Origin of the sequence: Comamonas suwonensis, from assembly GCF_012844455.2 — a bacterium.
GTDB classification, from domain to species: domain Bacteria; phylum Pseudomonadota; class Gammaproteobacteria; order Burkholderiales; family Burkholderiaceae_C; genus Comamonas; species Comamonas suwonensis.
In genome coordinates, this window is the sequence record NZ_JABBCQ020000001.1 from 195,591 (window position 1) to 212,547 (window position 16,957).

The 16,957-nt window shown below is 59.3% G+C and carries 14 protein-coding genes; 3 read left to right on the top strand and 11 right to left on the bottom strand.

The annotated features are described in order from the left end of the window. Window positions 1–8 precede the first annotated feature (8 nt). The 7 genes from HF327_RS00885 to HF327_RS00915 all read right to left on the bottom strand — a co-directional run bounded on the left by HF327_RS00885 (window position 9) and on the right by HF327_RS00915 (window position 6,505). The gene (locus tag HF327_RS00885) at window positions 9–299 is read right to left on the bottom strand and encodes a hypothetical protein (RefSeq protein ID WP_169106444.1); all 291 of its coding nucleotides are present in this window, start codon (window positions 297–299) and stop codon (window positions 9–11) included. After that, window positions 281–781 carry a hypothetical protein gene (locus tag HF327_RS00890; protein ID WP_169106445.1) on the bottom strand — a complete coding sequence of 167 codons (501 nt, stop codon included), beginning with the start codon at window positions 779–781 and terminating at the stop codon, window positions 281–283. The genes HF327_RS00885 and HF327_RS00890 overlap by 19 nt, the downstream gene beginning before the upstream one ends. 103 nt (window positions 782–884) lie before the next feature. Continuing rightward, a complete protein-coding gene (locus HF327_RS00895) occupies window positions 885–2,879 on the bottom strand; it encodes a hypothetical protein (RefSeq protein ID WP_169106446.1) in 1,995 nt (664 codons plus the stop codon). A 66-nt stretch (window positions 2,880–2,945) separates the two neighbouring features. Then, window positions 2,946–3,380 (bottom strand): pilin, encoded by a 435-nt coding sequence (locus tag HF327_RS00900; protein ID WP_169106447.1) that lies wholly within the window; start codon window positions 3,378–3,380, stop codon window positions 2,946–2,948. 178 nt (window positions 3,381–3,558) lie between these two features. Next, window positions 3,559–4,272, bottom strand: a complete 714-nt coding sequence (locus HF327_RS00905) for an FHA domain-containing protein (RefSeq protein WP_169106448.1) — start codon at window positions 4,270–4,272, stop codon at window positions 3,559–3,561. Window positions 4,273–4,585: 313 nt separating this feature from the next. After that, the gene (gene ssb, locus HF327_RS00910) at window positions 4,586–5,149 is read right to left on the bottom strand and encodes a single-stranded DNA-binding protein (RefSeq protein WP_169106449.1); all 564 of its coding nucleotides are present in this window, start codon (window positions 5,147–5,149) and stop codon (window positions 4,586–4,588) included. A 126-nt stretch (window positions 5,150–5,275) separates the two neighbouring features. Continuing rightward, a complete protein-coding gene (locus HF327_RS00915) occupies window positions 5,276–6,505 on the bottom strand; it encodes an MFS transporter (protein ID WP_407927014.1) in 1,230 nt (409 codons plus the stop codon). Between the two features lie 172 nt (window positions 6,506–6,677). Between HF327_RS00915 and uvrA the strand changes: the two genes are divergently transcribed. Beyond that, the gene (gene uvrA / locus HF327_RS00920; protein WP_169106450.1) at window positions 6,678–9,719 is read left to right on the top strand and encodes an excinuclease ABC subunit UvrA; all 3,042 of its coding nucleotides are present in this window, start codon (window positions 6,678–6,680) and stop codon (window positions 9,717–9,719) included. 65 nt (window positions 9,720–9,784) lie between these two features. On the opposite strand, the gene HF327_RS00925 is transcribed toward uvrA, so the two are convergent. Beyond that, complete coding sequence (locus HF327_RS00925) at window positions 9,785–10,909, bottom strand: PQQ-dependent sugar dehydrogenase (protein WP_169106451.1); 1,125 nt, start codon at window positions 10,907–10,909, stop codon at window positions 9,785–9,787. Between the two features lie 140 nt (window positions 10,910–11,049). On the opposite strand from HF327_RS00925, the gene HF327_RS00930 reads away from it, so the two are divergent. Beyond that, window positions 11,050–12,174, top strand: coding sequence for an NAD(P)/FAD-dependent oxidoreductase (locus HF327_RS00930; protein WP_236024009.1), 1,125 nt, complete (start codon window positions 11,050–11,052; stop codon window positions 12,172–12,174). Between the two features lie 148 nt (window positions 12,175–12,322). Here the strand turns inward: HF327_RS00930 and HF327_RS00935 are convergent, their stop codons facing one another. The 3 genes from HF327_RS00935 to pyrF all read right to left on the bottom strand — a co-directional run bounded on the left by HF327_RS00935 (window position 12,323) and on the right by pyrF (window position 15,294). Continuing rightward, window positions 12,323–13,312, bottom strand: coding sequence for a Bug family tripartite tricarboxylate transporter substrate binding protein (locus HF327_RS00935; protein ID WP_169106453.1), 990 nt, complete (start codon window positions 13,310–13,312; stop codon window positions 12,323–12,325). A gap of 225 nt (window positions 13,313–13,537) precedes the next feature. After that, window positions 13,538–14,446, bottom strand: a complete 909-nt coding sequence (locus tag HF327_RS00940; RefSeq protein WP_169106454.1) for a LysR substrate-binding domain-containing protein — start codon at window positions 14,444–14,446, stop codon at window positions 13,538–13,540. A gap of 20 nt (window positions 14,447–14,466) precedes the next feature. Further along, entirely contained in the window at window positions 14,467–15,294 is an 828-nt protein-coding gene (pyrF, locus tag HF327_RS00945) for an orotidine-5'-phosphate decarboxylase (RefSeq protein ID WP_169106455.1), read from the bottom strand. 207 nt (window positions 15,295–15,501) lie between these two features. On the opposite strand from pyrF, the gene HF327_RS00950 reads away from it, so the two are divergent. Continuing rightward, on the top strand, window positions 15,502–16,383 hold the full coding sequence (locus tag HF327_RS00950) for a DMT family transporter (protein WP_169106456.1): 882 nt from the start codon (window positions 15,502–15,504) through the stop codon (window positions 16,381–16,383). The last annotated feature ends 574 nt before the right edge of the window (window positions 16,384–16,957 follow it).

Below are 16,957 nucleotides of genomic sequence, written 5' to 3' on the forward strand. Positions count from 1 at the left end.
GTGCAAAATCAAAATCCATCCACCGGCGCAAAAACCATACGCTGTCGCCCATCGAGCATAGCAACCCATTCCTGCGTTTTACTACTCGTTAGAGGTAGGTAGTACAGCTCTTGTACCGTTAAACCTGTTTTAGCAATGGCCAGTTGCAGCGCCCCCATGCTGTAAGAGCGCCTTTGTAGCAAGGTGGTCAAGGGTTTAGCGCGCTCAGCCATGGCGGCTTGCGCCGTTTTCCACGGCAGCCACCAGCCTGGACGCATGGCCAAGGAGATGCCTGTTAAGCCTAGTTCCACTCTTTGCATGGCTTCAGCTCCGTTTTTTGGAGCGCGGGTATTCGTGGGTAACACCCCCACCAAGGTAGCTTGCGCATGCCCGCAGAAGCCAGAGACAACTCCTGCGATTGGACCTCATTTGCGGTGATCACCACCAGTCGGTCTACTTCAAAAGCCATAACAACAGGGCGGGCATACCACACACCGTGTAACCAGTACAGCAGCGCCAGCATTTGCAACATACCAATCAGGCCGAAGTCCAGCCATTGCGCTCTGCGTGACTTAGCCGGACTGGTCATTAGCAAAGTTAAAAGCGGACCACAGATCACATCGACAACCAGCAGCAGAAAGAACACCTCTCCCACGCCCAACATGGTCTGAAATGGCGGTGGGTACAACAAGCCAAACACACAGACTGCTGAAATCAAGCCAACACACATCGATAACAGCAAATGCCACAGCGCAGCGCGGCTAGCAAACTTCAAACGCGTGAAATGGGGGCGGCCGTTCAAAAACGGCCTCCCGGGGAGATAGTAAATATTGTTTTGATCGCTGCAGGCTCTCATCTGGCAAATACTCTTATCGTTTGGAATGAAATTGCGATTAACAAGGCCATTACTTCAAAGCCCTTACCTGAGTCTGTAACTCTTGCCATTCCTTTTGCATACGCTGACGCAGCCACGGGTTACGTGGCCATTGGGGGGTGTGCTGCTCCAGGATTTCTGCCATTTCATCGCCAATGCCGGCACTTTTCAGAACTACCGCCGTCAGTTGCAAATTTTGCAGGCTGGGTACTGCTTGCAGCGCAGCGAGCAAATGCTCCATCGTCGGGCCGAGCTGTTTGGCATCAATGAATAAGCTGGCCATAAACACATGTAGGTTGGAGCGCTCTTGCGCAATCCCAGCAATACGTGGATTATTCAGCGCTGCTTGGGCAATGGTCAGCAAGTCGTCTTGCTGGATAAAGCCACCACAGTCCTTTTGTATATATAGGGTTTTCAGTTTGTCCAGCGTGTCAACAATGGAAAAACGCTGGGGCGCTAACGGCAGCTCGCGCAACACTTGGTCGCGCCGTGCTTGCAGTTCAGCCATAGGCTTACCAAGAACACACGCTAGTTGTAACCCTTGCAAGCTCAAAGCGCCCGCATTGGGGCGCAGTTGTGCGGTGGCATCAAGTACCTCCAATGCGCTTTCGATCTGATTCATTTGCGATTGATGCTGCCCCAGATACTGCCCCGCCCGAATGGAGCCTGGGTGCTGCCTGTACCATATCTGCGCTGTGGCAAGGGGCTGGCCGCCAAACAGCGTAGTGGTTTGAAACAGCACTCCCGCCAGCAGCACCCCATAGCTGCCCAATACCAGTGCCACTAGCCGCTCTGTGTGCCGTTTTTCTGCCCAATGCCACATCGCCACCAGCAACGCAAACAGGGGCAATGCTAAGGCTAGATAGTTACGATGCTCAAAATACAGCTCCAGCGGCACTACGCTAGACTCCACTAGATGAGTGACGGCAAACCACAATAGCGCCAGCAAAGGCAGGCGCGTACTGCGGCGCAACGCAAATGCCAGAATACAAGCACCCAGCCACCCACTTGCGGCAACCAGGGCTGGTAGGCTGCTTGCGGTAAAGATGGGGTAATCGTCATGAAACGGACCAAATGCCATGGCACGGGGCACAAAGGCTAACCGCAAGTAGTCCCACAAAACCACAGCCTCAGTCCACAACCGCTCGCTCAAAGTGAATTCGCGTACGGCATAGGCTGAATCGGCAGTCCAGACGATGTGCAACAAATAAACCCCAATGGTTGCAGCCGGGAGATAGAAAAACAGCACCTTAAATCCAAGCCAACTCCGACGCTGTGCGGTAGTGATGAACTGAGGCGGCGTCAGCCAGCAGCTCTCCAGCACCCACGCCAGCAGGGGTAAGATGCCAGCTTGCTCTTTCGTCAATACCCCAAGCAGTGTGCCTAGACCCAAGCCGCCCGCCATCCACAGCCAGGCGTGCAAACTAGGTTTTCCCAGATGGGCTCGACCCAACAAGTACAGCCACAGACCCAGCAACATAAAGCTGCTAGACAGCACCGTCATTCGCTGCACCGCCATCAACACACCCGAGGCCGACAGCGGCAGCAGCAACCAAAAACCCGCGCCTAGCGCCGCCAACCAGGCTGCCTTGGTCTGAGGCCAGTTGCGCAGGTGCCCTAAGTTAAATAGCACCGCCCACAACAGCAGTCCGTTGATAGCATGCAACAGAGTGTTGGTGCGCAATATCTCAATAGGGTGGGCAGGCCAGCCGCTCCCATCGATTAAAAAGCTAGCTAGGGCTACAGGACGGCCCAGCGGCCCAGCGTCACCTGAAAAAACAAATTCCAGCACAGCCTCTGCATCGATTTGACCTTGAGAAAATACGTAGGTCAAACCGCCTAAGTTGGGCCAGTCATCAAAATGCCATCCCCCACTCCAGCCGAATCTATATAAAAAAATAGTCAGCCCTGCAATGGAGACAATAAATAAAAAAGGAAATAATTCTCGCGATATTTTTTTAAAAAAACAGCCAATCGAAAAACTTATCATTTCCATTTTTATCACACGATAATATATAAAATCCACAAAATATTATTTTCAAATATAAAAAAGGGTGCCAAGCACCCTTTTTTATATTAAATACTATTTATATTAGCGGCAGCTTGCTGGCAAATATTTTGTATTGATGTTAGTACCGGCTCCTGCATTGCAAGACCATTCAACCGATCCTGCAGTAGAGCCAGCAGAACCCTTAAAGACCAATTGCTTACCCGCTTCAACCTTTGTATTGAATACAACAGTAATTTTACTTGTATCGACAGTCACTGTACGAACAGCATTACCCTTGATGCTAGCTGCGCTAGCAATTCCTGCCGCTGCATTATTAACAGGCCACTCGCCCTTAGAGGAGTAATACTCGGTCAACGCTGTCTTTGCACCGCTAGCCAAGCTCATACCTTCCGACACATGCGAACGCTTGGTGTAATCTTGATAAGCAGGCAGAGCCACAGCAGCCAAAATACCGATGATCGCGACAACGATCATCAGTTCGATCAAGGTAAAACCCTTTTGGATAGAACGCTTCATGAGAAAACTCCTAGGTTGGTGAAGTGCCTCCAACCAAGCAATAACCGCGCCAATTTTTTCAATTGCTGCAGCAATCAAAAAATGACACGTTTGGCTACATCCAACAAAAACCTGCGGACATTTTTGGCGTCACTCACTGCAAAGATGACAAATTTGTCAGCTCATATGTCAAAGATTTTCACTCCACGACAAAGCGCATGGTGCTTCCGGCCAGTTCTACGGTGTCTCCATTGAGCAGTGGAACAGAAAGAGGGCCGACGATCTGGCCATTGAGCTTGAGTGACTCGCTTTCACCTTCCAGCTGGGTCAGCACAAAGCCATGCGGTTTCTGGGTGATTGAAGCGATGGCTACGCCGGGCTTGCCCAGGGTGGTGACAACCTTGAAGAGTGGGACTTCTTTGCCCTGCAGGCTGCCGCTGAGCATGCGAATCATGGCATGGCGCTCGGGCAGCGCAGAGAGCGATCCTTGGATCGTGGAGGCAAAACTGGAAATTTCGCCAAAACCCGAGGGCGTAGCCAGTTTGGCGTAGTCGCTATCCACTTCTTCAGAAATATGGGCCAGTACTTTCTTGATGGCAGCAGCAGGTGTATTCGGCTCGGCAATCACGGTGTCCAGGAAGCGAATTTTGTAGCGGCCGATGTCCAGCAGGTCGCCATTGAGCAATGACTGCTTCTGGACGGCCCGGCCATTGACATAAGTGCCATTGGTACTGCGCAGGTCTTCGATGCTGACTTTGCCATCAGCGAGGATGATCACGGCATGCTCGCCGCTGACGGCCAGATTTTCGATCACGATGTCGTTGTAGGGACGGCGACCCAAGGTCGTGCGCTCCTTGGTGAGCTGCACTTCCTTGATAACAGCACCATCGATTGAGATGACCAAAGTTGGCATGCTCGAAGCTCCTGAGGAAACGCCAAGCTCTTCTTGGCTGCACTGGCTGGGATCGTCCACACTGTAAGTGCGATTGCACACAAAGTCACCAATCGTAACGCTGGTGAAACGCTATCGCATGGCACATCTTATTTCACGAATTAGATGGGATCGGGGGTTTTGATTGATTTTCTCAACGGGGGCTTCTGTAAGCAGAAAACATGCCGGTTTTCCTGCATGCATTGGCATGCTTCAGCAGCGAGATGCAACAAGGCCCGCGTTCTTACGAATGGCGGGCCTTGCTTGTCAGTGATTCAGCAGATACTGAAGCTTTTTAAAACGGGATATCGTCATCCATGTCGTCAAAGCCTGACGCTGCGCGCTGGGGAGGAGGAGCCATGGGAGCAGGCGCAGGGCGCTGCTGCATGGGTGCCGGTGCAGAGCGTTGCTGTTGCGTGGGAGCTGGGGCAGGGGCCGCGCGGCGAGGGGCTTCGTAGCTGCTTTCGCCATAGCCGTCGTCATTGCCGTAGCCGCCTTGACCTTGTGGCTGTCCACCGCCCTGGCGGCTGCTCAGCATCTGCATGGTGTCAGCGCGGATTTCTGTGGCGTAGCGCTCTTGGCCGGTGGCCTGATCGGTCCACTTGCGGGTACGCAGGCTGCCTTCTACATAGACCTGACTGCCCTTGCGCAGGTATTGACCGGCGATTTCAGCCAAGCGGCCATTGAAGGTCACGCGGTGCCATTCTGTGGCTTCGCGGTTTTCGCCGGTGTTCTTGTCGCGCCAGCGGTCTGTCGTGGCGATGGTGACGTTAGCCACTTGGTCGCCGCTGGGGAAGCTGCGCATTTCAGGGTCGCGGCCCAGATTACCAACGATGATGACTTTATTGACGGATGCCATAAATTTGCCTTTTCAAAAAGTGGCTCGGGCGATTGATGATGAGTCCCAAGCCAATGAAGTGCGCATTTTGCCCTAAGCGCGGCACATCAATTGCGGGATTTCCCTATACCCGCCCTGCCTGATGGATCACCCGTGGCGGCCCACGGGGCGCAGCGGAAGGCTGATCACCAACCACAGCAGCGTGAGCATGGAAGTCATGACAAACAGCCCCGGCACACCCGCCCACTTGGCCACTGCACCGCCAATGGCGCCGCCCGCAAACAAGCCCAGCGACTGCAGCGTGTTGTAAGCCCCCAGAGCCGCGCCACGCAGCGGCGCAGGCGCCATGCGCGAGACCAGGCTGGGCTGCGTCGCCTCCAGCGCGTTAAAGCCGCAGAAGAACAGAAACATCAACAGCGCCATGCACCAAATGGTGGGAATGGTTCCACTGGCGGCCAGCATGCCCAGCCCAATCTGCACCAGCAGTACCAGACCGATGGCGCCCAGCAAAGCCTTGCGCAGCTTGCCCTTGCGCTCCATGGAGAACAGCATGCCCATGGCCACAAAAGACAGCAGCACCGCTGGCAGATAGATATGCCAGTGCTGCTCTTTAACCAGCCCGGACTGCACCAGCATGGCGGGCACGGCCACCCACATGGACATCTGCACGGTGTGTAGGATGAAAACGCCAAAGTTCAGGCGCAGCAAGTCACGGTGGCCGAGCAAGTCACTGAACTTGCCCTTGGGCGCATTGGCATGCTGCTCAGGCTCGGGGGGTACCACCCACAGCACCACGGCAACACCGGCCATGGCCAGTGCGCAAGTCAGGCCAAAAATGCCCGACAGCCCAATCCATGCATTCAGCAGCGGGGCCAACACCAGCGCCAGCGCAAACATCAGCCCGATGCTGCCGCCCACCATGGCCATGGCCTTGGTGCGCACGCCGTCGCGGGTCAGGTCAGCCAGCAGCGCGGTCACTGCAGCCGAGACGGCACCTGCGCCCTGAATGGCGCGACCGACCATCAGCCCGGTGAGCGAATCGGCCATGGCGGCCATCAAGCTGCCCGCGGCAAACACCAGCAAACCGGCCACGATGACGCGCTTGCGGCCAAAGCGGTCTGACGCCAGGCCGATGGGCAGCTGGAACAGGGCCTGCGTCAGCCCATACAGGCCCATGGCCAGACCGATCATGGCCGGGTCATCGCCGCCGGGATATTTACGCGCTTCCAGCATGAAGACGGGCAGAACCAGAAACAGACCCAGCATGCGCAACGCAAAGATCAGCGCCAGCGCGCCGCTTGAGCGACGCTCCAGAGAAGTCATGGTGGTAGAGGATTTTTCCGCGCCCTGCGTGCCCGCACTAGGGGATGTATTGATTTTTTTCACGCTCAAATTTTGCCAAGAGTCGGAGTCTTATGCTCACGTTAACTAAATCACTGCTGAGCAAAAGAGAAGAAATAGAACTGTAGATTGTCCGTGAACCTGAATCCTCTAGTCACGAGCAGGCTCGTCTGACTATCATGGAGAGTTTTCCCCGCCTGGAGCGCCCGTGTCCCTGAAGCCTGATTCGTCCCCTGCTCACAAGACCGTCGAAACCGACGACAGCCTGTACCTGGGCCGCTCGCTCGCGCAGACACGTATCGCCATTCGCGGCGCACGCACGCACAACCTCAAGAACATTGACCTCGACATCCCCCGCAACCAGCTGGTGGTGATTACCGGTCTGTCGGGTTCGGGCAAGTCTAGTCTGGCCTTTGACACCTTGTATGCAGAAGGCCAGCGTCGCTATGTGGAAAGCCTCTCGGCCTATGCGCGCCAGTTTCTGGGCCGGCTTGATAAGCCCGATGTCGATCTGATCGAGGGCCTGTCGCCCGCCATCTCCATCGAGCAAAAGGCCACCAGCCACAACCCGCGCTCCACCGTGGGCACGGTCACCGAGATCAACGACTACCTGCGCCTGCTGTTTGCCCGCGCCGGCACGCCGTTTTGCCCCGACCACAACCTGCCGCTGCAATCCCAGACCATCAGCCAGATGGTGGACAGCGTGCTGCAACTGCCCGAAGACACCAAGCTCATGATCCTCGGCCCGCTGGCGCGCGAGAAGAAGGGCGAATTTGCCGAGCTGTTTGTGCAGCTGCAAGCACAGGGCTATGTGCGCTTTCGCGTGGATGGGCAGATTTACGACGCCCAGTCTCTGCCCAAGCTGGAAAAGAACGAGCGCCACAACATCGACGTGGTGATTGACCGCGTCAAAGTCCGTGAAGACATCAAGCAGCGTCTGGCCGAAAGCTTTGAAGCCGCCCTGCGTGCTGGCGGTAACGACGCCGGTGGCCGCGTTCTGGCGGTGGAGATGGACAACGGCAAAGAGCATTTGTTCAGCGCCAAGTTCGCCTGCCCGCTATGCGACTACTCCCTGCCCGAGCTGGAGCCGCGCCTGTTCTCCTTCAACTCGCCCATGGGTGCCTGCCAGGCCTGCGATGGTCTGGGCAACAGCGAAGACTTTGACCCAGACCGCGTCGTGCCCTTCCCCACGCTGAGCCTGGCCAGCGGTGCCATCAAAGGCTGGGACAAGCGTAACAACTACTACTTCTCCATGCTGGAGAGCGTGGCCAAGCACTACGGCGTGAGCACCGAAACACCGTTTGACGAGCTGCCCGAGAACGTACGCAACGTCATCCTCTGGGGTTCGGGCGACGAGGCCATGGCCTTCAACTATGTTTTTGAGAGCGGCGAACGCAAGGGCCAGGCCTTTATCAAGAGCCACCCCTTTGAAGGCATCATCCCCAACATCAAGCGCCGCTTTCGCGAAACCGAATCCACCGTGGTGCGCGACGATCTGGCCAAGATGCGCACCATCCGCAAATGCCCAGCCTGCGAAGGCACACGCCTGCGCCGCGAGGCACGCTTTGTGCGCGTGGGCGAAGGCGATCAGGCCCGCGCCATCTATGAAGTCAGCCACGCCACGCTGGCCGATGGGCTGGGCTGGTTCAAGCACCTGAGCATGACGGGTGCCAAGGCCGAGATTGCCGACAAGATCGTGCGCGAGATTGCCTCGCGCCTGCTGTTCCTCAACGACGTGGGTCTGTCCTACCTGAGCCTTGACCGCAGCGCCGACACCCTCTCGGGCGGCGAGGCCCAGCGCATTCGCCTGGCATCGCAAATCGGCTCTGGCCTGACGGGCGTGATGTATGTGCTGGACGAGCCCTCCATCGGCCTGCACCAGCGCGACAACGACAAGCTGATCTCCACGCTGGAGCACCTGCGTGACATCGGCAACAGCGTGATCGTGGTCGAGCATGACGAAGACATGATGCGCGCCGCCGATCAGATCATCGACATGGGCCCCGGCGCGGGCGTGCACGGCGGGCGCATCATGGCGCAGGGCACCTATGACGACATCAAGGCCAACCCCGAGTCCCCCACGGGCCGCTATCTGAACGGCACGCAAAGCATTCCCGTGCCCAAGCACCGCACGCCCTGGCTGCCCGTGGTCAACAAAACGGCTGATGAAGAAGCCGCCAAAAACACATCGCAGTTCCCCACCACGGCAGCGCACAAGCGTGCCCGCAAAGATGCAGCAGCCGGCGACCTGCAAGCCCTGCGCGTGGAAGGCGCACGCGGCCACAACCTGAAGAACGTGACGGTGGACTTCCCCGTGGGCCTGCTGACCTGCGTGACCGGTGTCTCGGGCTCGGGCAAGTCCACGCTGGTCAACGACACGCTGTACGCCGAAGTCGCCCGCCAGGTGCACCGCGCAGGCACCGAGCCCGCCGCGCATGACGACATTGTCGGCATCGACTACTTCGACAAGGTCATCAACGTCGACCAGTCCCCCATCGGCCGCACGCCGCGCAGCAACCCCGCCACCTACACCGGCCTGTTCACGCCGATTCGTGAGCTGATGACCGAAACCACCACCGCCAAAGAGCGCGGCTATGGCCCGGGGCGCTTCTCCTTTAACGTCTCCGGCGGCCGCTGCGAGGCCTGTCAGGGCGATGGCGTGGTGAAGGTAGAAATGCACTTTCTGCCCGACGTCTATGTGCCCTGCGACATCTGTCACGGCAAGCGCTACAACCGCGAAACGCTGGAAGTGCTGTGGAAGGGCAAGAACATCTCGCAGATTCTGGAGATGACCGTGGAAGACGCCCACGCCTTTTTCAAAGACGTTCCCAGCATCGCGCGCAAGCTGCAGACGCTGCTGGATGTGGGCCTCTCCTACATCCGTCTGGGTCAGAGCGCGACCACGCTGTCGGGCGGCGAGGCCCAACGCGTCAAGCTGGCGCAGGAACTCTCCAAGCGCGACACGGGCCGCACGCTCTACATCCTCGATGAACCCACCACCGGCCTGCACTTTGCCGACATTGCTCTGCTTTTGAAAGTGCTGCACCAGTTGCGCGATGCGGGTAACACCATCGTCGTCATCGAGCACAACCTTGACGTCATCAAGACCGCCGACTGGCTCATCGACATGGGCCCCGAAGGCGGCTCGGGCGGCGGCAAGGTCGTCGCCGTGGGCACGCCTGAAGAAGTGGCCGCCAACCCCGCCAGCGTAACGGGGCGCTACCTCAAGCCCTATCTCAAGAAACGCTGATTGAAATAAAAATAGCTGCTAGCGCTGATGCATAAAGCTCTAGCAGCTATCAAATTTGATAAATCCTAGGGCTGCAGACGAATCAGCTTGCCGTCCGGGCCATCCGTCAGCAGGTAAACAAGCCCATCTGCCCCCTGGCGTACATCCCGAATGCGGTCACCCGTCTGGGCGTAGAGCTTGTGCTCGGCCAGCACCTTACCATCCTTGATCTCCAGCCGCGCAAGGTGGCGCCCCTTGAGCGCGCCTATCAGCAGATTGCCCTTCCAGGCCGCGCCATAGCGCTCGCCGCTCACAAAGGCCATGCCGGACGGTGCAATGCTGGGCACCCAGTAGTGCAGCGGCTGCTCCAGCCCTACCTTCTGCGTGCTTTCACCAATCTTGCCGCCGCCGTATTCCTCGCCATAGGTAATCACCGGCCAGCCGTAGTTTTTGCCGGGCTGCGGCAGGTTGATCTCATCGCCGCCCTGCGGGCCATGCTCATGCAACCACAGCTTGCCGTCAGGGGCGAGTGTCAGGCCCTGGCTGTTGCGGTGACCGCGACTGTAGATCTCTGGCAAAGCGTCTTTGCGGGCCACGTACGGGTTGTCTGCAGGCACGCTGCCGTCCTTGGCAATGCGGATGAGCTTGCCGTGGTGGTTGTCCAGCGTCTGCGCATCGTTGCGGCGCGAATAGCGGTCGCCCAGACTCAGGAACAGCGTGCCGTCACGCGCCTCGGCAATGCGGCAGCCAAAGTGGGCGCTGCTTTTGACCTTGGGGCGCTGGCTGAACAGCACTTTCACGTCTTCCAGACTGCGCTCATCACGGGCCATGCGGGCCGACCCCAGCGCCGTGCTGTTCGTGCCCTTTTCGCTGCCAGGTTCGGCATAGCAAAAATAGATGCGGCGGTTGCTGGCGAACTGGCTGTCCGCAACCACATCCAGCAAACCGCCCTGCCCGCCAAAGTCTACGGGTGGCAAGCCGCTCAACTCAGACTGCTTTTGGCCCTTGCCATCCAGCAGCCAGAGCTTGCCTGCCCGCTCGCTCAGCACAAAGCGCTGGTCGGGCAGCGGGGCAATGGCCCAGCCATTGGCAATACCCGTCGCCAGCACCTCCTGCCGGGGAACCGTGCCTTGCGCACTGGCGGCCAGCGCCAGCAGGCCGGAGCCCATCAGCGCTGCCAGCCTCAGACGGCGAAATGGTGAGCATGTCATCACAAGCGGGCCTTCCATGGTGTTTTGCAGACAGTACCATGCAGGTCATGGATACCGCCAACCGCTCTCCCCACGCTAGCCTCGCTAACCCAACTCCAGCCCCTCATGCTGTCTGGGATTTCGTCATCGTCGGTGCCGGCATGGCCGGCACCTCAACTGCCTGGCAACTGGTTCAGTCGGGCGACGACGCGCCCCCTTCCGTGCTGGTGCTGGAGCGTGAATCCCAGCCCGGCTATCACACCACCGGCCGCTCCGCCGCGCTGTTTGAAGAGCATTACGGCCCCACCCAAGTGCAGGCCCTGACCCGCGCCAGCCGCGCCTTCTACGATGCGCCGCCCTCTGGCTTTGCCGAAGCCCCCATCCTCTCGCCACGCGGTGTGCTCTATGTGGGTACGGCCGAACAAAAGTCATTGGTCGATGCCGCCTACGCCGAAGCCGCCATCCACTCCCCCAGCACCCGACGCCTGAACGCCGAGCAGCTCAAGGCGCTGGTGCCCGTGCTGAACACCGAAGTGCTGGTAGACGGTTTTCTGGACAACGGCGCACGCGACATTGACGTGCACGGCCTGCACCAGGGCTACATTCGCGGCCTGCGCCAGCGCGGCGGCGAGCTGTGGTGCAACGCGGAAGTGCAAGGCATCACCCGCAGCAACGACCTCTGGCACATCTCCCTGCCACAAGGCCGCAGCATTCAGGCCAAAACCCTCATCAACGCCGCTGGCGCATGGGCCGATGTGCTGGCCGCCATGGCGGGTGCGGCCCCCATCGGCATTGTTCCCAAGCGCCGCAGCGCCTTCACCTTCCCCGCCCCGCAAGGCATGGACGCCACGCACTGGCCCGCCATCATCAGCGCCGATGAAAACTGGTACATCAAGCCGGATGCAGGCCAACTGCTGGGCTCGCCCGCCAATGCCGACCCCGTAGCCCCTCACGATGTGGTGCCTGAGGAGCTGGACATAGCCACCGGCATTTATCACATCGAAGAAGCCACGACGCTGCAAATTCGCCGCCCATCGCACACCTGGGCAGGGCTGCGCTCGTTCGTTGCAGATGGCGAACTGGTGATTGGCTGGGATGCATCGCCCACGCCTGTCGCGGGCTTCTTCTGGGTGGCTGCGCAGGGCGGCTACGGCATCCAGAGCGCCGCAGGCTACAGCTTGCTGGCCCGCAACTTGCTGCTAGGCGAGGCAGTGGACGCTTTGCTGGCAAGGCAAGGCGTTCAGACCGAGCGGCTCTCGCCCCATCGCTGCCAGCAGCCCGACTAGAACCCTCCTCTCAAAAGAAAAGCGGCTTGCGCTTGATTGGAAATAGTTTCAGATAGAAAACCCTCTGAAATGCATGACCAACCGGCGCAAGCCGCTTTGATTTTTGTAGCTACACCTGACTATTCACAGGGGTGTAGCGCACCAACCATCAGTTCTCGATTTTGGCGAACTGAACAATCTTGGTGTACTTGGCAATTTCGGCATGGATGTACTTGCCAGCGTCCACCTTGGGATCGGCCACCACGTTGCCGGTTTCTTCCATCTTCTTGCGGAACTCGGGCGAAGCCAGGGTTTCGTCCAGCGCCTTCTTGAGCTTGGCGGCGATCGGGGCGGGTAAGCCCTTGGGTGCCATCATGGCGAACCAGACATTGATGTCCACGTTCTTGTACTGGGGCAGCTCGGACAGGGCCGGAATATCAGGGGTGATGGCCGAGCGCTTGGCTTCGGTCGTACCCAGGGCGATGACCTTGCCGGCCTTGATCTGGGGCAAGCCACTGGAGAGCACGAACATGCCGAATTCGATGTTGTTGCCCACCAGATCCGTGGTCAGCGGTGCCACACCCTTGTAGGGCACATGCATCATCTGCAGCTTGCCCTGCTCCTTGATCATTTCACCGGCCAGGTGCAGGGCTGTGCCCACACCGGAGCTGCCGTAGCTGAACTTCTCGGGGTTCTTGCTGACCAGGGCGGTGAACTCGGCGGCATTCTTCACGCCGGCCTTGGGCGATGCCACCAGCACCATGGGTTGCGAGCCGACCATGCCGATGGGCGTGAAATCGCCAATGTTGTACTTCACGGCCTTGTTGATCAGCTTGGCAATGGCCAGCTCGTTATTGGCGCCCACCAGGATGGTGTAGCCGTCGGCAGGAGCCTTGGAGACTTTCTGCGCACCGATAACGCCACCGGCGCCGCCCAGGTTCTCGACCACCACGGGCTGGCCCAGGCGCGAAGCCAGGCCATCGGCCACAAAACGGCCCACCAGGTCGGTGCTGCCACCTGCCGGGTAGCCCACCACCATGGTGATGGCGCGGCTGGGGTAGTTGTCAGCCGCAGCGGCGGTACCGGTCAGGCCCACAGTAGCGGCTATCAAGAAAGCTGCGGACAAAGCAGTACGGCGCATCATGTTTGTGTTTTGCATGGATCTATTCCAAATCTGTATGACGTCGATTGTGCGAAAAGCAGCAAAAACATTTGGTGCCGATCCGGCACATAGCCGTGCTATTTCAGCACGCAGCAGATTCAAGAGCATTATTCCACTCGACGGCCCGATTGCAATCCGTGTTCAGCCGCTACCAAACACCACCCGGTACACCAAAAAAGTGAGCACTTGCGCATTAAATCGAGACAGTTGCCCGGCAACCACCTAGGGTTTGGTGATATCTGCCCAGAACTGCTCAGCCGCTACGCCCAGGTGGCGTTTGGGCCGGTAAAGACGGATGTCGAAGTGCACGTCCAGACTATTGTCACCGGCGACCGCAAGCCGCCCTGCCTGACAGTCGCCGCGCACCATGAACCAGGGCATCCAGGCCACGCCCAGGCCCTTGAGCACGTATTCGTAATTAGCGTCGGCCGAATCGCAGTCAATGCAGCGACGCAGGCGCGGTGCCAGCGGGTGCTGCGTCAGGTGGTCTTCCACCAACCGCCCCAGCGCCATGTGATGGGAAAAGGCCAGGTAGGGAACCGGCGGTGCCCCCGGGTGTGCGGCCTGGCTCAGATCATGTATCGGGCGGCCATGGGCATCGGCCTTGGCCACGGGGACCAGCTTGTCGTGGGCCACCGTCAAGTGGCTGAACTGGCGGCCATCGAGCCGCACGGCAATGGCGGCGTGGTGATAGAGCAGGGAAAAACTCACCTCGCCACGCTGCAGCATGACCACGGTTTCCTCGAGCGTACGGGTGACGATGCGCATCTCCGCGCTTTGCAACACGCTGCTGTAGCGCGCCAGCCAGTCGGCAACGATGGTGCGCGCCAGCGTGCGGCCCGTGGCCAGGGTAATGATGTGGGCCTGGCGGCCCGCCACGGCCTGCAGCTCGTCATGGGACTGGGCCAGCGTGCGCACCAACTGCTCAGCCGTGTCTTTAAAAGCCTCGCCTGCAGGCGTCAGGCGTACCGGCCCGCTGCCGGGCTCGATCAGCGCCGTGCCTGCCCAGGCTTCAAGCGCACGAATGCGCCGACCAAAGGCGGGGTGGGTGACATGGCGCAGCTCTGCCGCACGGGTAAAGCTGCGCTCCTGGGCAAGGAGCAGAAAGTCTTCCAGCCATTTGCTTTGCATGGCCAGAATCCGATCCTGGCTTAGCCGCGTGCTGCAGCCTGCAGCGTGGCGCGGGTGGCGATCGCGGCTTCGCGCGCGGCCTGTGCAAAGTCATCGCCCTGACCCGCGTAAAGAATCGCGCGCGAGGAGTTGATGATGATGGGACCGCCGCCAATCCGGGCTGCCTTGACGGTGGCCACGGCATCGCCGCCCTGTGCGCCCACGCCGGGAATCAGCAAGGGCATCGTGGGAGCCACGGCGCGCACGCGCTCAATCTCGTTGGGACGGGTTGCGCCCACCACCAGACCCAACTGGCCGTTGGTGTTCCACGGGCCCTGGGCCAGCTTGGCCACATGCTCAAACATGGCAGGGTTACCGGGCACGTCAGCCAGGTGCTGCGCCTGCAGATCATCCCCGCCGGGGTTGGAGGTGCGGCACAGCAGGAAGGCACCCTTGCCCTCGTACTTGAGGTAGGGCGTGATGGAGTCAAAGCCCATGAAGGGTGACAGGGTCACGGCATCGGCACCGTAGCGCTCGAAGGCTTCTTTGGCGTACTGCTCGGCGGTAGAGCCGATATCGCCACGCTTGGCATCCAGAATCACGGGCACATGGGGTGCCACGCGGCGCATATGTTCCATCAGCTTTTCCAGCTGATCTTCGGCGCGGTGAGCGGCGAAGTAGGCAATCTGGGGCTTGAAGCTATTCACCAGATCGTGAGTGGCATCGACGATGGCTGCACAGAAGTCGTAAATCTTGGACGCATCGCCCTTCATGGCGCCAGGAAAGCGGCTGGGTTCAGGGTCCAGACCCACGCACAGCATGGAGTCATTGCGCGTGGACGCGTCGCGCAGCATGTCGAGAAAATTCATAAAGGGAGATTTTAATTGCTCCCCTCTTCCAAGCCCCGCTGCAGGTCTTGCGCCAAGCCGCAAAACAGACGCACATACCAACTCAGTGACACCGAGGAAGCGCCGCAGCGCACCGGCGGTGTCGTCCTCTCCCGCGAAGCGAGTGAGGGAGAAGCGGCGCAGTCGCTCAAGGGGAGAAGATCATTCCGGGGGGAGATAATCCAGCCCATGCCTTCGTTCACGCCCAAACAGCTCATTCTTCTTGTTCTTCTCACCATCGTCTGGGGCCTGAACTGGCCCGTGATGAAGCTGGGCGTGCAGCACTTTCCCCCGCTGTCGTTCCGCATGGTCAGCATGTGGATCGGCCTGCCAATTCTGGCCATCTTTGTTGCCAGCAAAGGTCTGCCCCTGACCATTCCGCGCAGCTACTGGGGACAGCTGGCCAAGCTCACCCTCTTCAACATGGTGCTCTGGCACTGCCTGATCATCATCGCCATCCCCACGCTCTCCAGCGGTCGCGCGGCGATTCTGGGCTACACCATGCCCATCTTTTCGGCCGTCTTCGGCAGCCTATTCTTCAAGGACAAACTCGGCCCGCGTGCCTGGGCGGGCGTGGGCGCTGCTTTTTTAGGCGTTTTGCTACTGCTGTGGCATGAAGTGGGCGCTTTAGGCAGCAAGCCCCTGGGCGTGATGCTGATGCTGATTGCCGCGGCTGGTTGGGCCTGGGGCACGCAACTGCTGCGCCGTACCGAAGCGCCCGTGCCGCTGATGACGCTGTCGCTGTGGATGGTGGCCATCACCACCGTGGTGCTGACCGTACTGGCCTTTACCTTTGAGCGAAAACAATGGCACGCCCCCGACCAGACCGCGATGGCTGCTATCGCTTTTAATGGCGTTCTGGTGCTGGGCTTTGCCCAGGCCGTCTGGTTTTACCTGGCGCGCAGCCTGCCGCCCGTGGCCTCCACGCTCAGCGTGATGATGATTCCGGTGCTGGGCGTCTTTGTCGGTGCCTGGTGGCTGGGCGAAGTGCTGCACTGGCAGGACTGGACGGCCGTGTGCCTGATGGTGGTGGCGATTGCTTCGGTACTGTGGCCTAGCAAGAAGGCTTGAGGTGTTTTGCGGCTCTTTCGCTTATGTATCAAGCGTGAGAAGCTATCAAAACCGCATCTCCTTTTCGCCAGCGACAGAGGCCAGGTCTCGCCCCGGCTGGCGACTCACTTTCTTACTCGTGCAAGAAAGTAAGCAAAGAACACAAACCCGACTGTCCGCGTCCCTGCGCTACGTTTCACTTCGCTACGGGCAAACCTGCGTCACGCCATTCAGTCTGCGGTGCGGCAAAACTCACTGCGCGCCAAGGCGCTCCGTTCAAACACGTTGCCGCAAGTCAGATGTCGAGGCAACGCTGTCCTGCGGCAGCGTTGCCCGCAGCCTGAACCGCGTGCCACAGGCGCTGACACACGGGTGGATGCGGGAGCGGACGGCCTGAGAGATTCGTGACGAAATAGGCCTCTAGTCCTTATCTAGCGCTCGGTAGCAGCTATTAGTTTTTAAAAGAAGCTATCTGCTTCCCGCATCGCCTTTTTGCCCACGCCTGCGACGGCAAGTTCTTGGGGCTGGCAGTTGCACCGCAAAGTGCAGCTGCATCGTCATCACTTTTACGGCAACGTGTTTGAGCGAAGCGCTG